16 protein-coding genes and 1 pseudogene are annotated in these 15445 nt (G+C 58.9%); 11 read left to right on the top strand and 6 right to left on the bottom strand.

Annotated elements, in window-relative coordinates; genetic code table 11:
- Positions 1–147: 147 nt before the first annotated feature.
- The gene (locus ACC569_RS06285) at positions 148–420 is read right to left on the bottom strand and encodes a hypothetical protein (RefSeq protein WP_372522646.1); all 273 of its coding nucleotides are present in this window, start codon (positions 418–420) and stop codon (positions 148–150) included.
- A 358-nt stretch (positions 421–778) separates the two neighbouring features.
- On the opposite strand from ACC569_RS06285, the gene ACC569_RS06280 reads away from it, so the two are divergent.
- Together ACC569_RS06280 and ACC569_RS06275 are read left to right on the top strand one after the other, a co-directional pair.
- On the top strand, positions 779–1591 hold the full coding sequence (locus ACC569_RS06280) for a hypothetical protein (protein WP_372522645.1): 813 nt from the start codon (positions 779–781) through the stop codon (positions 1589–1591).
- 449 nt (positions 1592–2040) lie between these two features.
- Complete coding sequence (locus ACC569_RS06275) at positions 2041–2700, top strand: MarC family protein (protein ID WP_372522644.1); 660 nt, start codon at positions 2041–2043, stop codon at positions 2698–2700.
- A 12-nt stretch (positions 2701–2712) separates the two neighbouring features.
- Here the strand turns inward: ACC569_RS06275 and ACC569_RS06270 are convergent, their stop codons facing one another.
- A complete protein-coding gene (locus tag ACC569_RS06270; RefSeq protein WP_372522643.1) occupies positions 2713–3981 on the bottom strand; it encodes an HD-GYP domain-containing protein in 1269 nt (422 codons plus the stop codon).
- 204 nt (positions 3982–4185) lie between these two features.
- Between ACC569_RS06270 and ACC569_RS06265 the strand changes: the two genes are divergently transcribed.
- The gene (locus ACC569_RS06265) at positions 4186–4395 is read left to right on the top strand and encodes a dodecin (protein ID WP_372522642.1); all 210 of its coding nucleotides are present in this window, start codon (positions 4186–4188) and stop codon (positions 4393–4395) included.
- Between the two features lie 194 nt (positions 4396–4589).
- Positions 4590–4802, top strand: a complete 213-nt coding sequence (locus ACC569_RS06260; protein WP_372522641.1) for a hypothetical protein — start codon at positions 4590–4592, stop codon at positions 4800–4802.
- 475 nt (positions 4803–5277) lie between these two features.
- On the opposite strand, the gene ACC569_RS06255 is transcribed toward ACC569_RS06260, so the two are convergent.
- Complete coding sequence (locus tag ACC569_RS06255) at positions 5278–6492, bottom strand: hypothetical protein (protein WP_372522640.1); 1215 nt, start codon at positions 6490–6492, stop codon at positions 5278–5280.
- Between the two features lie 234 nt (positions 6493–6726).
- On the opposite strand from ACC569_RS06255, the gene htpX reads away from it, so the two are divergent.
- Positions 6727–7614, top strand: a complete 888-nt coding sequence (gene htpX / locus ACC569_RS06250) for a protease HtpX (RefSeq protein ID WP_372522639.1) — start codon at positions 6727–6729, stop codon at positions 7612–7614.
- Positions 7615–7840: 226 nt separating this feature from the next.
- Here the strand turns inward: htpX and ACC569_RS06245 are convergent, their stop codons facing one another.
- Both ACC569_RS06245 and ACC569_RS06240 read right to left on the bottom strand, forming a co-directional pair.
- Complete coding sequence (locus tag ACC569_RS06245; protein ID WP_372522638.1) at positions 7841–8356, bottom strand: GNAT family N-acetyltransferase; 516 nt, start codon at positions 8354–8356, stop codon at positions 7841–7843.
- 13 nt (positions 8357–8369) lie between these two features.
- On the bottom strand, positions 8370–9476 hold the full coding sequence (locus tag ACC569_RS06240; RefSeq protein WP_372522637.1) for a DUF2156 domain-containing protein: 1107 nt from the start codon (positions 9474–9476) through the stop codon (positions 8370–8372).
- Between the two features lie 314 nt (positions 9477–9790).
- On the opposite strand from ACC569_RS06240, the gene ACC569_RS06235 reads away from it, so the two are divergent.
- From ACC569_RS06235 to slmA, 6 genes are all read left to right on the top strand, one after another.
- Entirely contained in the window at positions 9791–10681 is an 891-nt protein-coding gene (locus tag ACC569_RS06235) for a LysR family transcriptional regulator (RefSeq protein ID WP_372522636.1), read from the top strand.
- A gap of 84 nt (positions 10682–10765) precedes the next feature.
- Positions 10766–11305: an ATP-dependent protease subunit HslV gene (hslV, locus tag ACC569_RS06230; protein ID WP_372522635.1), complete on the top strand. Its 540-nt coding sequence runs from the start codon at positions 10766–10768 to the stop codon at positions 11303–11305.
- A gap of 2 nt (positions 11306–11307) precedes the next feature.
- Complete coding sequence (gene hslU, locus ACC569_RS06225) at positions 11308–12648, top strand: ATP-dependent protease ATPase subunit HslU (RefSeq protein WP_372522634.1); 1341 nt, start codon at positions 11308–11310, stop codon at positions 12646–12648.
- 169 nt (positions 12649–12817) lie between these two features.
- A complete protein-coding gene (locus ACC569_RS06220) occupies positions 12818–13279 on the top strand; it encodes an Hsp20/alpha crystallin family protein (RefSeq protein ID WP_372522633.1) in 462 nt (153 codons plus the stop codon).
- 205 nt (positions 13280–13484) lie between these two features.
- The gene (argB, locus tag ACC569_RS06215) at positions 13485–14381 is read left to right on the top strand and encodes an acetylglutamate kinase (protein WP_372522632.1); all 897 of its coding nucleotides are present in this window, start codon (positions 13485–13487) and stop codon (positions 14379–14381) included.
- Between the two features lie 89 nt (positions 14382–14470).
- Positions 14471–15055, top strand: a complete 585-nt coding sequence (gene slmA, locus ACC569_RS06210; protein ID WP_372522631.1) for a nucleoid occlusion factor SlmA — start codon at positions 14471–14473, stop codon at positions 15053–15055.
- Between the two features lie 140 nt (positions 15056–15195).
- On the opposite strand, the pseudogene ACC569_RS06205 reads toward slmA, so the two are convergent.
- A pseudogene (locus ACC569_RS06205) lies at positions 15196–15445 on the bottom strand (hypothetical protein); the annotation flags it as partial.

Genomic DNA, 15445 nt, shown 5'->3' with positions numbered 1-15445 from the left:
GGAAACTGAAACCAGAAGGTGGGTCAGAGAGCGATGAACTTATGGCTGGATCGGGCGTTACAGCAGCCTGGACCATTCAGCCGGCGCGAACGATACAGGAATGCCGTATGAAATGCCAGTGTTATCCCGCGGGCCGAGTCGCCGCGCTTATTCCTCTTTGACCAGCGGCACCCACAGCAGATGAAGCGCGATCATCAGTGCCAGGCCGACAGTGCTCAGCCCGTAAATGAGCAGATTGGAGTCGAAAAACAACGCGACGACCATGACTGCCGCGCCCGGCATGGCGGCTTTCAGCCAGGACGGATAGGTGATTTTAATCGACTTTCCGCAGGTCTGGCAGGCGACGGGGACGCCCGGACCTAATATTGTTTTTCTAAGCGCGGAGATCGCCGGTTTACCGCAATACGGACACTGGTACATTTTTCCACCCATGGTTCGTTCAAAAAAATCATCAGCGCCAGTGAGAGCATGGTGTCCGGTACTGCAACCCTGAGATGCCTGCCATCGTCGCGCGCGGGTACGATATCCAGCCTTTTGTAAAAAGGCAAACCCGGCAGATTCCTGGCCCGGGACGGATTACAGATTGATGACAGCCATTAAATTTGATGCCGGTATTAGAAATCCGCGTGTCGTGAACACCGCTTGGTATCACATAAAATATCCCTCTGGATTATATTGACTTCAATCAATAGAATGACCGTGAGGTTTTTGTATAGTCCATACATCGAGCAATAACCCGGTTCTGAAGATGCGGCGAAATATCGCCGGAGGCTGAGCAATGATCATGAATAAATATGTCATACCGGTTGTTTCCATGTTGTGCGCGACGCTATTGCCTGTTCCGCACCAAGCAAGCGCGGCGACAGACGGTGAAACCAGTATCATCGTGGGCGCGGAATACACCTCCGGGGACTACGGAACTTCCTCCAAGACGAAAATATGGTATTTCCCCGTGACACTGCGGTATGAAACCGATGTCAACGCGGCTTCCGTCACCGTTTCCTACCTCAGCGTTGAGGGCAGAGGAGATGTCGTTGTCTCAGGTGGGGGTGGGGGTATGGGAATGGGTTCACAGACCGTACAACGGACCTCGACGCTGAACGGCACGCGCACGAATTCCGGTTTCGGTGACGTCATCCTGACGGGATCGCACAAGCTCTCCGGGACGGCTTCGTCGCGGATCGATCTCACGGGCAAGATCAAGCTTGGCACGGCGGATGAAACGGATAATTTGGGCACGGGCGAGAACGACTATGCCGCGCAACTCGATTTCGAGCAGAACTACAACAGTAACAGTGTATTCGGCTCCGCAGGATATAAAATTTTCGGCGATCCGCCCGGCACCGATTACAAGAATGTCTTCTACGGCTCCATCGGCTTCTCGCACAAGCTGGACGCCGCGCTCGCGGCAGGGCTCGTGCTCGATGCGCAGCAGGCGGCGCTGTCCGGCGGTTCGGGGCAGTCCGAGCTCACTTTGTTCCTGAACAACAAGATCGACAAGAAAACCAGGCTGACGGGATATTTTCTGAAAGGTTTCGCCAACGGCAGTCCCGACTGGGGACTTGGGGTTACCCTCAAACTGATTCTGTAAGACCGGTGGCGGACGGTTTACTTCCTTCCCGTTTTTTCCTGTATGACCACTAGATCGCCATCGTGGTACTTACGCATCAAGCGAGCCGCCTCCGGAATAGAAGCTTGTTTGTGGACGAAGACAAATCGCTATTGCAGGTGTTTCCTGCGGTCATGGTCCTCTCCTAATTTAGATTTATTCTATCGTCGTAAGTCACATTTATTTTGATCTAGGTCATTGATTCAGCCGGGCATGTTTGCGAAGTTACACGTGTTTAAGCCTCAGTAGGGCAAACCGCCGTCCGGTGTCTCCGCACGGCTACCACTTCTCCCTGGTGGCCTGGTATTGGACGGCGGTATTTTTTTGCCGGTCTTCCCCGATTTCCGCTTGTTGCCGCTTTCTTTTGCGTCGTTTTGAAGATGCCTCCGCAGGAGGTAAAGTTAGACATATTCTTGACGTGAGACGCCGCCATGCCTGACCTGTTCGTGGATTCACTGATCATCATGCTGGTGGTCGTCGACCCCGTGGGCATCGCGCCGATTTTCGCGGCGCTCACGCACGAAGAGTCCCCGGATGTCAGACGCCGTACCGCTATCCGCGGCACACTCATCGCGGGAGCGATACTCGTGGTTTTCGCGCTCGTTGGCGATACCCTGCTCAATGCGTTGGGTATCGGCATGCCGGCGTTTCAGATCGCGGGCGGCCTGCTGTTGTTCCTGTTGGCGGTGGACATGGTTTTCGCCCGCCCTTCGGGGGTGCGTTCCCCGACGGCACGGGAGCAGAAAGAGGCGGAAGCGAAAAAGGACATCTCGGTATTTCCGCTGGCGATCCCCCTGATCGCCGGTCCGGGCGCGCTGACTTCGGTACTCCTCATGGTGGGTGAGCAGGGTGCCGACCCGATGGTCATCGGTACCGTGCTAGCCGTGATTCTGGTGGTGCTGATCCTGACGCTCGCGTCACTACTGTTTTCCGTGCGTATCATGGCGTTCATGGGCGAGACCGGCGCCAATGTCGTGAGCCGGGTGTTGGGTGTGATTCTCGCGGCGCTGGCGATTCAGTTCGTGCTGAACGGCTGGCAGGAGGGATTCATGTTTATCGAGGAATCCGCGCCACGGATGCTGACGGTCTGAGCGCGGCGATATTCAGGTGGCCGCGATGACCGGGAGATACTGGATCGGATTGATGCCGTAAACGCCCGATTCCAACACGCGTTCGATTTCGCACGGGCGCCCGTCGCTAGTGTTGTAATTCATCAGATCCACGGTCGTGGCTCCCGGGGTCGGGTAATAGTCGGCCTGCAGCACGAGCGCCACGCGAGGTTTCAGGCGACGCTCGCGGTTCATGGTGACGACCACACCGATCTCGTCGGTGTTTAGTTCCACCACGCTCCCGATCGGATAGATTCCCATGCACTGGATGAATTGTTCCACGAGGCCGGGGTGAAAATCGCGGTTGCGCCACTCGTACATTTTTTTCAGGGCCGCATGCGCCGACATGCCGTTGTGATACGCGCGGTCGCTGGAAATGGCGTCATAGCAATCCACGATGCCGCCGATCATGCCGAACAGGCCGATCTGATCTCCCTTCAGTCCGTGAATGTAGCCGCTGCCGCTGTAGCGTTCATGATGGCAGCGTGCCACCTCGATCGCCGCGCGCGGGATGCCCGAGGTGTTGTCGAGTATCTCCACCCCGCGCGGCACGTGGCTTTTCATCAGGGCATATTCATAATCATTGAGCGGGCCGGGCTTGTTGAGTATCTCATTCGGCACTTTCATCTTGCCGAGGTCGTGCAGCAGTGCGCCGAGGCCGAGTGTATTCAGTTCTTGTTTTTCCAATCCCAGGTGCCGTCCGAAGGACAGCGCCAGGATGCAGACGCGCATGCTGTGCTGCGCGGTATATTCGTCTTTCTTTTTCAGTTGCGTGAAGCAGGTCAATGCGTCCGGGTTGCGAATGATGCTTTCCACCATCTCGCCGACGATCTTTTTAGCGCCGACGCTGTTGAGGTTTTTGCCCAGGCGCACATCCTCCAGAATGGAGTAGACGAGATTCTTTGTTTCGCGGTGGATTTCGCGGACGACTTCGATTTCTTCCTCGAGACTTGTTTGGTCGTGATAGACGGGCTTGAGCAGCGGATGGCTTTCGATCTTGATCAGCAGATCGCGCTCGACTTTCTTGTGATTCAGCGTTTCCTCGGCGAGGGTCTTGTCGGCCGGCTTACGCGGAGGCGGAATCTGATAGGTCTCGGGGGTATCGATGTAGACGTGCTGGCAGTAGCGCTGCAGCTCGCGGATTTCGTCCTCACCGCGGATTTCGAAACCCTGAAACAGGAAAGGCGTTTCGCGCCACGGACGATCCAGTTCGCGGACGAACATCCCAATCCTGAGCTGCTGAACGTCGAGTTTTCTTTTCATAGTTTTTAACCCGCCGGCTTCCCGCCATTTTGCTGTTCTGCGAAATTCGGCATAACAGCTTATATGACGTTTATTGTAGGACAGAATAATCCCACCCCCAAGGAAATGCCAATATCCGAACGACCGTTTTTTCGCCGGTGGCGGACAGGACGGGGAGAAGCTGTCACAATGAATGGCCTGTACATCAACTGGAGGAATTCAGGAATGAGCGGACATACCTATAAAGTCGTGGAGCTGGTGGGTTCGTCCCCCCAGGGTTCGGACGAGGCCATCCGGGGTGCCATCGCCCGCGCCGCCAAAACCCTGCGCAATTTAGACTGGTTCGAGGTGACCGAGACCCGCGGCCATCTTGTGAACGGCAAGGTCGCGCACTGGCAGGTCAAGATCAAGGTCGGCTTCCGCATGGAGGATTAGTGAGGCGGCATGAACCCCCCGGCAAGGAGGAATGCATGGCAGGGATATGTCGGTGCCTCCGTGGCAGCGTCAACGTGCCGGGTCAATAACCCGGGCCATGTTCCGGTTGTGCACCGCAGCGAACCTGCCCGAGGCGCATCTGCTCCTCCACCGGCTGGCACAGGCCGGCATCGAAGCGTGTGTGCTCAACGAGCATGCGCAGGGGGGGGCTGGGCGAGATCCCGTTCACCCATGCCTATCCCGAGATCTGGATCATGGAGGCGGCGGACGAGGAGCGGGCGCGGCGGATCGTGGTCGAGTTCGAGCAGACCCCTTCCTCGCCGGACACGGCACGGTGCGCCGCCTGCGGCGAGATGAATCCGCCGGCGTTTGAAATCTGTTGGCGCTGCGGAAACACTCTTCGCTGAGCTCACGCAGGTGACCGCGGCAGGGTGCGCGCCTTTCTCGCTTTGCGTCCCGCGACGCTCGAAAGTCCAGGGCCGCCTTGCGCGCTGCGCATCCGTGCTTCGCGCGCAAGTCCAGGACGTATCTCCCTGTACGTCCGTTCGCCGGGCAAACGGTCCATCGGACCGTTTGCGGAATCCGGCTCACCCCTGGCGGCCCGCTCGGCGGGAAGACATTCATCGCTGCGCTTTCCATGCTTCGCTCGAATTCCGGCCCGGGCCATCCCTGGCCCGGGCGTTCGCGGCTCCTATGCCCGCCGCTCACCCACTGGACCGTCTTCGTATCCGCCTTGCCCCTGGCGCGCACCCTGCGATGCAGCCTTCGGCCGTCCAATTCTATTCTGTATAGACTTAGTCAGGATTAAGGATTTTGAAGAATAAAAATCCTGTTAATCCCCTTTTAGTCCTGTGAATCCTGTCTGATGTTGGTTTTGAATAATTACAGCCGGGTGCTGAGTTCGGCTTCGGCCTGTACCTTGGCGCGCAACAGATGTTCAGCGACGTGCACCCACGCCGCCTTCTTTTCTGAAATCATGTTCGAAAGCCGGCGGGAGAACCTGCCGTAATCTTCCATCTCGTTTTCGGTCGTCAGGACGGCGGCGTGTTCGAGGAAGGGAATCAGCCCTTCGATCAGCATGAGTTTCTCGCGCTTGGTGCGGATGTCCTTGTCCTCCTCTTTGGTCTCGAAGTAGGCCTCCGAGTTGTCGAACATGGTCTCCATCGCCTTGCCGAGGCGGTCGCAGTCCAGGCGGAACATCCCGTAGGAATTCTGATACAGACGGAACAGCTCCAGCACGATGTCCTTGAGTTGCAATAGGCGCGGGTGCTGGCGCAGCGCCTGGGAGAACAGCGCGAAGACGTCGTCGTAGTCCGCCCTCGGCTTCGGGGTCTTGGAGGCGGCCGTCACCGAATAGGACGATACCGTGGGGTTGGCGGAGTCGTCGGTCTTGTTACGCATCGCGGGGTTCTTGGCCATCTGGCACATCACGCGGATGTCCTCGAGCTGCGCCATGATTTCCTCTTCCTTGTTGTGCGCGTCGCGCTGCGCGAACTGAAGATTGCTCTCGGACTCGCTGTAGTCGAAAGAGGAGACGACGCTCTGCCGAATCCGGGTTTCGACCTCGCTGCGCGTCTGTGAGCCCAATACGCCGGCGAGGCGCAGTTTCAGGCGCTCGCGCGCCTCCATGGCGATACGATAAATGCTGGAATAGCGTGCCTCGGTCTCCTTGAGCTCCACGTACTGACGCATATTGTTGTCGAAAGCGTCAATCTTATGCAGCAGCGTCTGTGAGAACGACAGGAACGGTCCGGCGAAGGCGGCATTTTCCTCGGCGCTCGGGCTCATCGTGGCCAGGGCCTGCTTGTACGCGGCCACCTTGCTGTCCACGGTTTGCGCGCCGCGGGTGATGCCGGAGAGGACGTTGGAGATGCTGGCAAAGGACTGATGAATCTGCTTCGTGGTTTTCAGGATATCAATGAGCTTGCGCAGCATGGTTTCCTCGCCGCTGGTGCGCAGGAACAGCGCCTGCAAGCTTTTTTTGGCGTCCTCCAGCAATTCCGGGCGCAGGAGCGCGTGTTCCTCGATGAAGTAGAGCGCGGTCATCGAGACCAGCGCTTCGCGGTGCTGCGGATCGGTAGACTTTTCGTTGAGCATCGTATCATGCCCGGTGCGGGCGCGGTGTCCTGGAAGGAGATTTGCCGCTGCGGCAAGGGTCAGGTCAAGGTGCATTGCCCGGGAGCTTCCTCATCATTAATATAGCCAATGCATGGCGCCCTGTCGCCACGGTTGTTGGAGAGGTTTCGTGCCGGGGATTGAACTTGTAAGGTATCGGCCCCATCTAAGCTTACCGATTGTGCCACTGGTTTTTAACGGGAGAATCCTAGATCTATGAAGCGCATTTTTCTGTTTGTAGCGACCAACATTGCCGTCTTGTTCGTCCTCAGCATCTCGGCCAGCATCCTGATCAGGGTGCTGGGAATTCAGGAAATGCCGGGCGGACTCAATTTGCAGTCTTTGGTGATCTTTGCCGCGGTGATCGGTTTCGGCGGTTCGTTCATCTCGCTCGCCATGTCCAAGTGGATGGCCAAGCGGGCCACCGGCGCGACCGTCATCGAGCAGCCGCGCAACAGCACCGAGCAATGGTTGTTTGACACGGTTCGGCGTCTCGCCAAGCAGGCCGGCATCGGTATGCCGGAAGTGGCGGTTTACGAGGCCTCGGATGTCAACGCCTTCGCCACCGGCATGCGCCGCGATTCGGCGCTGGTGGCAGTCAGCACCGGCCTGCTGAATGCCATGGACAAGGACGAAGCCGAGGCGGTGCTGGGCCATGAAATCACGCACGTGTCGAACGGCGACATGGTGACGCTGGCGCTGATCCAGGGTGTGTTGAACACCTTCGTGATCGTGTTGTCGCGCGTGGTCGGTTACTTCGTGGATCGCGTGCTTCTCAAGAACGACCGCGATTCCGGGGGCATCGGTTTCTTCGTCAGCAGTTTGGTCGCGCAAATCGTGCTCGGCGTCCTGGCGAGCATGATCGTGATGTGGTTCAGCCGCCAGCGTGAATTCCGCGCCGACGCCGGCGGGGCGAAACTCGCGGGCCGCGACAAAATGATCGCCGCGCTCGAGCGTCTGAAGGCGATGCATGAACCGGCGCAGTTGCCCGATCAGATGGCTGCCTTCGGCATCTCCGGCGCGCCTGCCGGTGGCTTCAAGCGGTTGTTCATGTCGCACCCGCCACTCGACGAGCGGATTGCCGCGCTGAAGCAGGCGCGCTGATCTTTCAACGCAAAAGCCCTCTGTGCCTGTGCACGGAGGGCTTTTCTTTTGTCAGGCCGGTTTTGTCAGCCGCTGCGGCCAACGGTCGTGAAAATCCGGAAATTCGATTGGAGTCCGGGGGTGACCGCGTACACCCGTCCCTCGTTGCCCAAGCCGGTCACCAGCTCCTGAATTATCTCTCCGTGAGCCGCTGATCTACGACGCATCCTGGCGATTCTGCTGGTATTCAGGTTGTGGGACCGGGCGCGCCGGGAACCGGTCGCGGTCGCGGCTGGGACCGCCCGGTAGAATTTTCCGCCACCGCCACAAGGCGTTTGTGCATTTTGAGCGCATCCATTCCATCTTCATAAAATTTCCCGACCCTGCCTGTCATGGCATAGCCGGTTTTCCGGTAGAAACCGATGGCCGGGGCGTTGTCCGGCCTGACTTCCATTCGCAGTTCGCGACATCCCTTCCCGCCAGCCGCTGACTCGGCGGCAGCGAGCAGCGCGCGGGCGATGCCACGGCGCTGGAAATCAGGATGGACGACCAGCGAATAGAGGCGTGCGATCGATGTGCCGCGTCGATAGAGCACCACGGCATTTCCGACAAGTAATCCGTTGTTCTCACCTACCCAGACGACCGCGTGACCGTGCTGCAGCAGATGCCTGAAGCGCGCGCGGCTAAGACGGTCCGAGGGGAATTGTTCCTCGAGTTGCACCAGCGCAGCGAGGTCGCCAATTCCGGCCTGACGTATGTGCATGGGCTGTCGGCGATCAGGGAGGCGTGTTGTGCCGGTCGCTTTCGACGTCCTGTCTTTCGCGACACTCGTGCGTCCCTGCACGTCGCAAGCTGAATTTTTCCCCGAACAGCGCCGGACGGTAGCTCATTTTCACGCGGCGCAGGTTTTCGAGGCCCAGGTCATCGCCGACGTTGATGAAGGTGCAATCGGAGAACTCCTTGGCGAATTCACGGAACAGGAATTGCGCCGAACCGGGTATGGCGAAATTGGTCTTTTCCACGAGCACGTTGGCGACGTCCGGGGTGATGGACTCGCCGAAGGTAAAACCCTCCAGCCGGTTGTCGATGAACAGACACAGCCCGCGCAGGCCGAGTGTGTCGTAGTGGGTGAGGGCACGCTCGATCGCCTGGCGCTCCTGTTCGACGGTGTAGAAGAAGTCGGCAATCGCTTCACCGGAAAGGTACTTGAGGCGGTTGCGCAGCCAGGTGTCGATGAGTTCGCGTATGCCGGCCCAATGTTGCGGGCCGAGCCGCTCGAGACGGTGATCGGGATGGACGCGACGGAACTGGTTGATCTCGCTGCGCTTGGTTTTGTAGGCATTGCCCTTGAGCTGAATCAGATCCGGCGTGCGATAGATATAGTCAGGCAGGCTGCGCTCGATGAGCCAGCGACCATGGGATGCCTCGAGTACGTTCGCAAAATCGCGGTATACATATTCGGCGATGCTGAGGTAGGGTGTCGGGTTGTATCCATCCATGATGCGAAAGCAGGCGTCGAGAGCCGCCGCCTGATGCGCGGGCATGCCGAGCGGCGGCAGCAACATGGTCAGACAGTTTCCGTTCAGGCTGAAGAGACAGAAGCAATTCTCGATAATCTGGTAGAAGCCGCTTTTCTGTGATAGCCAGATGATGTTGTTGGCGAAGGTGTAATCGGAGAGCGGCGCCGGGATGTGTTTCACGTAACGATCGAACAGGGGCTTGGCGTCGATCGTGAACGGGTAGAGCCGGTAATTCTCGACGACGAGATAATGCCGCGGAAAGAGTTCGTTGCTGTGCAGCGTGAGAACCGGCGCTGGCGGATTGTGCCCGGCAATGTAATTTTCCGATGGGTTTGGCGGAGGTTCTTCGGTCCGGTTCAGCACATATTTCTCCTGAGAAAAGATAAATCGCCGGCGCGTAGCGCAACACGGTACGATGTCATGAGAAGGGGGGTCACGGCGGTCAGTGCGCGAATGGTCGATTCAGGGCCGAAAGGCCGCGGTAACGTCTGAACCGCAAGGCAGGCCACAATTTCCAACGCGCGGGGCGATGGAATCAAAGATAACCAGGGATTGGCTTTCAGAAACAATCAGTTGAAGCTGGTTGGTGGCTGTGTTGGCATCTTTATAGGGACAGGCTTGCCAGCAATAAAGCGAAATGAAATGATTGACTCGATAAAAGAAATTGCTGGAACGAGATGGACATCGATCTCCTCAAAACCTTCCTCGAAGTTTATCGCACCCGTCACTTCGGCCGGACCGCGGAGAACCTCTACCTGACCCAGTCGGCGGTCAGCGCGCGTATCCGTCTGCTCGAGGAGACGCTGGGCGTGCCGCTGTTCACTCGCACGCGCAACGACATCCAGCTCACCCCCGCCGGCGCGCGACTGTTGAAATACGCCGAATCCATTTTGAACGCATGGAACCGGGCGCGCCAGGACACGGCGCTCGGCGAAGAAGACAAGGTTTCGCTGGCCATTGGCGCCTCCTACAGTCTGTGGGACATCTTGCTCCAGGACTGGACGCACGCGCTCTACCGCGAATTACCCGGTGTCGCCTTGCAGGCCGAGGCTCTGGGCCCGGAAGTACTGATCCGCCGGCTGCACGACCGCGCGCTCGACATCGGCTTCATGTTCGAGCCGCCGCAGATGGCGGAACTCCAGGTGCGTGAGATCGCGCAGATCAAGTTGATCATGGTGGCGGATCGTCCCGGTCTCGGCGCGCGCGAGGCTGTGGGCAGCGGCTACATCATGGCCGATTGGGGCACCTCGTTTGCCATCGCCCACGCACGCCACTTTCCCGACATGCCGCCGCCCGCGGTGCGCATGAGCCTCGGGCGCATGGCTCAGTCTTTTCTCCTGAGCAACGGTGGGGCGACCTATCTTGCGGAACAGATGGCCAATGAATCCCTGCAGTCCGGCCGTCTGCACCGCGTGGACGATGCCCCGGTGATCGACCGGCAGGTCTACGCGGTTTATCCGCTGGCGAGCGAGCGCAAGACCTTGCTGGAACAGGTGCTGGGTTTTCTGGCCCCGCGTCTCGCCGTGCGCGAACCGGCGCGTGCTGTTTCGGCACTGTCGGCGCTCTGATCGGTCATTCCATTTTTTTCACCGTTATTTTATCGCCACGACTCCCGGCATCGCCGAAAATCAATTTCGAGAGAGGAACCTGATTTGCAACCGCTTCACGGAACCACCATTTTATCGGTACGCCGCAACGGGCGTGTCGTCATCGGCGGCGACGGCCAGGTGACCATGGGCAACACCGTCATGAAGGCGAACGCGCGCAAGGTTCGCCGCTTGTACAAGGATCAGGTGATTGCCGGCTTTGCCGGCGGCACCGCCGATGCCTTCACGTTGTTCGAGCGCTTCGAAGGCAAGCTGGAAAAACATCAGGGGCACCTCACGCGCGCCGCGGTGGAACTGGCCAAGGACTGGCGTACCGACCGCATTCTGCGCCGTCTTGAGGCGTTGCTGGCGGTGGCGGACAAGACCGCCTCGCTCGTCATCACCGGTCAGGGAGATGTCATCGAGCCGGAGGGCGGGCTCATCGCCATCGGCTCCGGCGGGCCGTATGCCCAAGCCGCGGCGCTGGCTCTGATGGAGAACACCGAACTGGACGCGCGCGCCATTGCCGAGCGGGCCTTGAATATCGCCGCGGACATCTGCATATATACCAATCGCAACCTCACCATCGAAGAGCTTCAGGGCTGATCATGTCGGAAATGACCCCGCGGGAAATTGTCCAGGAACTGGACAAGCACATCATCGGCCAAGCGGCCGCTAAGCGCGCTGTCGCCATCGCGCTGCGCAACCGTTGGCGCCGCGCCCAGGTCAAGGATGAAACGCTGCGCACCGAGATCACGCCCAAGAATATTCTAATGATCGGTCCGACGGGCGTCGGCAAGACCGAGATCGCGCGACGGCTCGCCCGGCTCGCCAACGCGCCTTTCATCAAGGTCGAGGCGACCAAGTTCACGGAAGTGGGTTATGTCGGTCGCGACGTCGACTCGATCATCCGCGACCTCATGGACATGGCGGTCAAGATGACGCGCGTCGAGGAGATGGCCAAGGTCCGCGCGCGCGCCGAGGACGCCGCCGAGGACCGGATTCTGGATATCCTGGTTCCGCCGGCGCGCGAGATGGGATTTGCCGTGGGTGACACGGCGCGCCCGGCCGACGGTGCAGCGCGCCAGATGTTCCGCAAGAAACTGCGCGAAGGCCTGTTGAACGATCAGGAGATCGAGGTCGAGCTCTCCGCGCCGGCCATGGGCGTCGAGATCATCACGCCGCCCGGCATGGAGGAAATGACCAACCAGCTGCAAAGCCTGTTTCAGAACATGGGCGGCCGGCGCGCGCGACCGCGCAAGGTGAAAATCCGTGAAGCGAAGAAACTCCTGGTCGAGGAAGAAGCGGGGCGCCTCGTCAACGAAGATGATATCAAGAGCGGGGCGCTCGCGCGTGTCGAGCAGCACGGCATCGTATTCATCGACGAGCTTGACAAGATCGTCGGTCGCAACGAAGGTCGCGGGCCGGATGTTTCGCGCGAAGGCGTGCAACGCGATCTGCTGCCGCTGGTGGAGGGCTGCACGGTTTCGACCAAATACGGCATGGTCAAGACAGACCATATTCTTTTTATTGCCTCTGGCGCGTTCCACCTGTCCAAACCTTCGGACCTGATCCCGGAAATGCAGGGACGGCTTCCCATCCGCGTGGAACTCGATCCGCTCACCGCCGAGGATTTCGTGCGCATCCTGACCGAGCCGGATGCCTCGCTCACCGAGCAGTACAGTGCGCTGCTGGCGACGGAAGGACACGTGCTCGAATACCTGCCTGACGGCGTGCGCCGCATAGCCGAGGTGGCGTGGCAGGTGAACGAGCGCACCGAGAACATCGGCGCGCGCCGGCTGCATACCGTCATGGAGCGCCTGCTCGAAACCGTTTCTTTCGAAGCCGCCGATCGCGGCAATGAAAAAACCATGGTGGATGCGGTCTACGTGGACCAGCATCTCGGCAGTCTCATCGGTAACGAAGACCTCACGCGCTATATCCTGTAGCCGCTGCACCGCGGCGTTTGTGGTTCGTTGATTTTTCGTTATTTTTTCCGCTCTTGAAATTACCTCCGCTGTCCCCATTTAAAAACGCGATACAGCAGAACGGACTTGGGTTTATGGAACAAGTCCAGAAATTGCTGGCAACTTGATTAATTGTATGGAGGTGATTCTGATGAACAGGCTCATGCGACGTGAAGACCGGACCCCGTTGAACCGCTGGGGTCTGTGGGACGACGACATTAACCGTGTATTCCAGGGTTTTTTGAGCCCGATGCGCTGGGTCGAAGAGGCGACCGGCGCGGATCTGACGCCGGCAATGGACGTCAAGGAACGCGATGACGCGTATGTCATCAAGACGGAAATGCCGGGCGTGAACAAGGACGATGTCAGCATTACGCTGGAGAATGGCGTATTGACCATCACCGGCGAGAGCAAGAGCGAGAAGCAAGAGAAGGAAGGCGAGCGTGTCCTACGCCAGGAGCGCCGCTATGGCAAGTTCATTCGCAGCCTGCGGCTCGGTACGCAGATCGACGAGAAAGGCGTCAAGGCCAGCTACAAGGACGGGGTGCTGGAGCTGATCCTGCCCAAGGCCGAGGAAGTGAAACCCAAGAAGATTACCGTGGATGTAGCTTAAGCCTGCTGTTACCAGGAAGGATCCCGGATCGAGAAAGGCCGCGCAAGCGGCCTTTCTCATTTTTAGGTCCGGCATATGCTGACTTTGGCGTGAATATGCGCTAACTTTTCCCTCCCGGCAATATAGGAAATCTCATAACCTACTCCCCCTCTCCCGCGATAGCGGGAGAGGGCAAGGGGAGAGGGTGCAGAAAAAAGGAACAAGAATGACGTTGACCCCCCAATCCGCCGCCGACCGCGCGCGCATCCTGACCGAGGCGCTGCCGTACATCCAGCGTTTCCAGGGCAAGACCATCGTCATCAAGTACGGCGGCAACGCCATGGTAGACGAGAATCTGAAGCGCGGTTTTGCCCGCGACGTGGTGCTGATGAAACTCGTCGGCATGAACCCCGTGGTGGTGCACGGTGGCGGGCCGCAGATCGGCAAGCTGCTGGAGAAAATCGGCAAGAAAAGCGAGTTCATCCAGGGCATGCGCGTCACCGACCGCGAGACCATGGACGTGGTCGAAATGGTGCTCGGCGGGCTGGTGAACAAGGAGATCGTCAATCTCATCAGCCAGCACGGCGGCAAGGCCGTCGGGCTATCGGGCAAGGACGGCGGACTCATTCGCGCCAAAAAAATGGTACTCCAGAAGCCGCCCACGAAAGAGAACCTGCCGAGCGAGATTATCGATATCGGGCACGTGGGCGAGGTCAGCAGCATCGATCCGCGACTGGTCGCACTGCTGGACACCGGCGATTTCATCCCGGTGATTGCCCCCATCGGCGTGGGCGAGGACGGACAGACGTATAACATCAATGCCGATGTCGTGGCCGGAAAGCTGGCAATCACGCTCAAGGCGGAGAAACTCATCCTGCTCACCAACACCACCGGCGTGCTGGACAAGGAGGGCAAGCTGCTCACGGGCCTTTCCATCAGCCAGGTCAAGGACCTGATCGGCGACGGGACCCTCCATGGTGGCATGTTGCCCAAGGTCAACTATGCGCTCGACGCGGTCAGCAGCGGCGTGAAGACCGCGCATATCATCGACGGGCGTGTCGAGCACGCGCTGTTGCTGGAAATTTTCACCAACGAAGGCGTGGGAACGCTGATCAAGTCCTAACCATCGTGAATCTGCTCACACTCAAGGAATTTTTCGCCCGCGATAATTGTCGCGCGCACCTGACAGGCGTTCGGGAACGGGACTGAACCATGGCCCGACCGCGCCGTGGCGAAAGACGTCAGCTGATTCTTGAAACGCTGGCGCACATGCTTCAGGCCAATCACGGCGAACACATCACTACCGCGCAGCTCGCGCGCGCCGTCGGGGTTTCCGAGGCCGCGCTTTACCGCCACTTCCCGAGCAAGGGGAAAATGTTCGAGGGCCTGATCGAGTTCATCGAAGAGACGCTCTTCACCCGCATCAACAAGATTATCGCGGAAGAATCACGCGCCGAGGCGCGAGTGCAGAATATTCTGTTCCTGCTGCTCGGTTTTGCCGGCAAGAACCCCGGCATGGCGCGCCTGCTGTACGGCGATGTGCTGGTGGGCGAGACTGAGCGACTGCGCAAGCGCGTGGCGCAGATCTACGAGCGCATCGAAACCCAGATGAAACAGATACTGCGCGAGGCCGAGGTCAACGAGAATCTGCACTTGCCGGTCAATGACGTCACCGTGCTTCTGCTTGCCGTCGTGGAGGGATCGATTACCCGCTTCGTTCGCAGTGAATTCAAGTCATCGCCGGTGGCGGGATGGGAGAGGCAGTGGGAATTAATCAGGAAGAGTGTATTTAGTTAATGTAGGGTGGCTAGGCGTTTTTTGCCGTAACCCACCGAACAACCTGTTGAGTCGGCTTCGCCGACGATGAAAAGCTAATTGCGGATGGAGCCACCCGCAATTAGCTTTTTAAATCGTGCGCGTAGCGCACGCTACATTATTTAAACAAACTTCGCGTTGAACACCCACACCGTCGCCAGACCAAGTAAAAAGCATCCCCCCGCATATAACGCCGCCCACAGTTTATAACGCTTGGTCAATTCCGTTTGTGTGAAAGCCGACAGAATATACGGCCGTGAACCATCGCGCGTCGGGCCGAGGACGTTGAGGCCGTCGGCGGAATTGATAACCTGTTCCTGACGGTTTTTCATGACATCGCGCCGCGCCTGAGAACGCGCGAGCATCCATTCC

Source organism: Sulfuricaulis sp., from assembly GCF_041499725.1.
Lineage (GTDB): Bacteria > Pseudomonadota > Gammaproteobacteria > Acidiferrobacterales > Sulfurifustaceae > Sulfuricaulis.
Note: the sequence above shows the minus strand (reverse complement) of the source record. Positions and strands in the feature narration are given on the sequence as shown.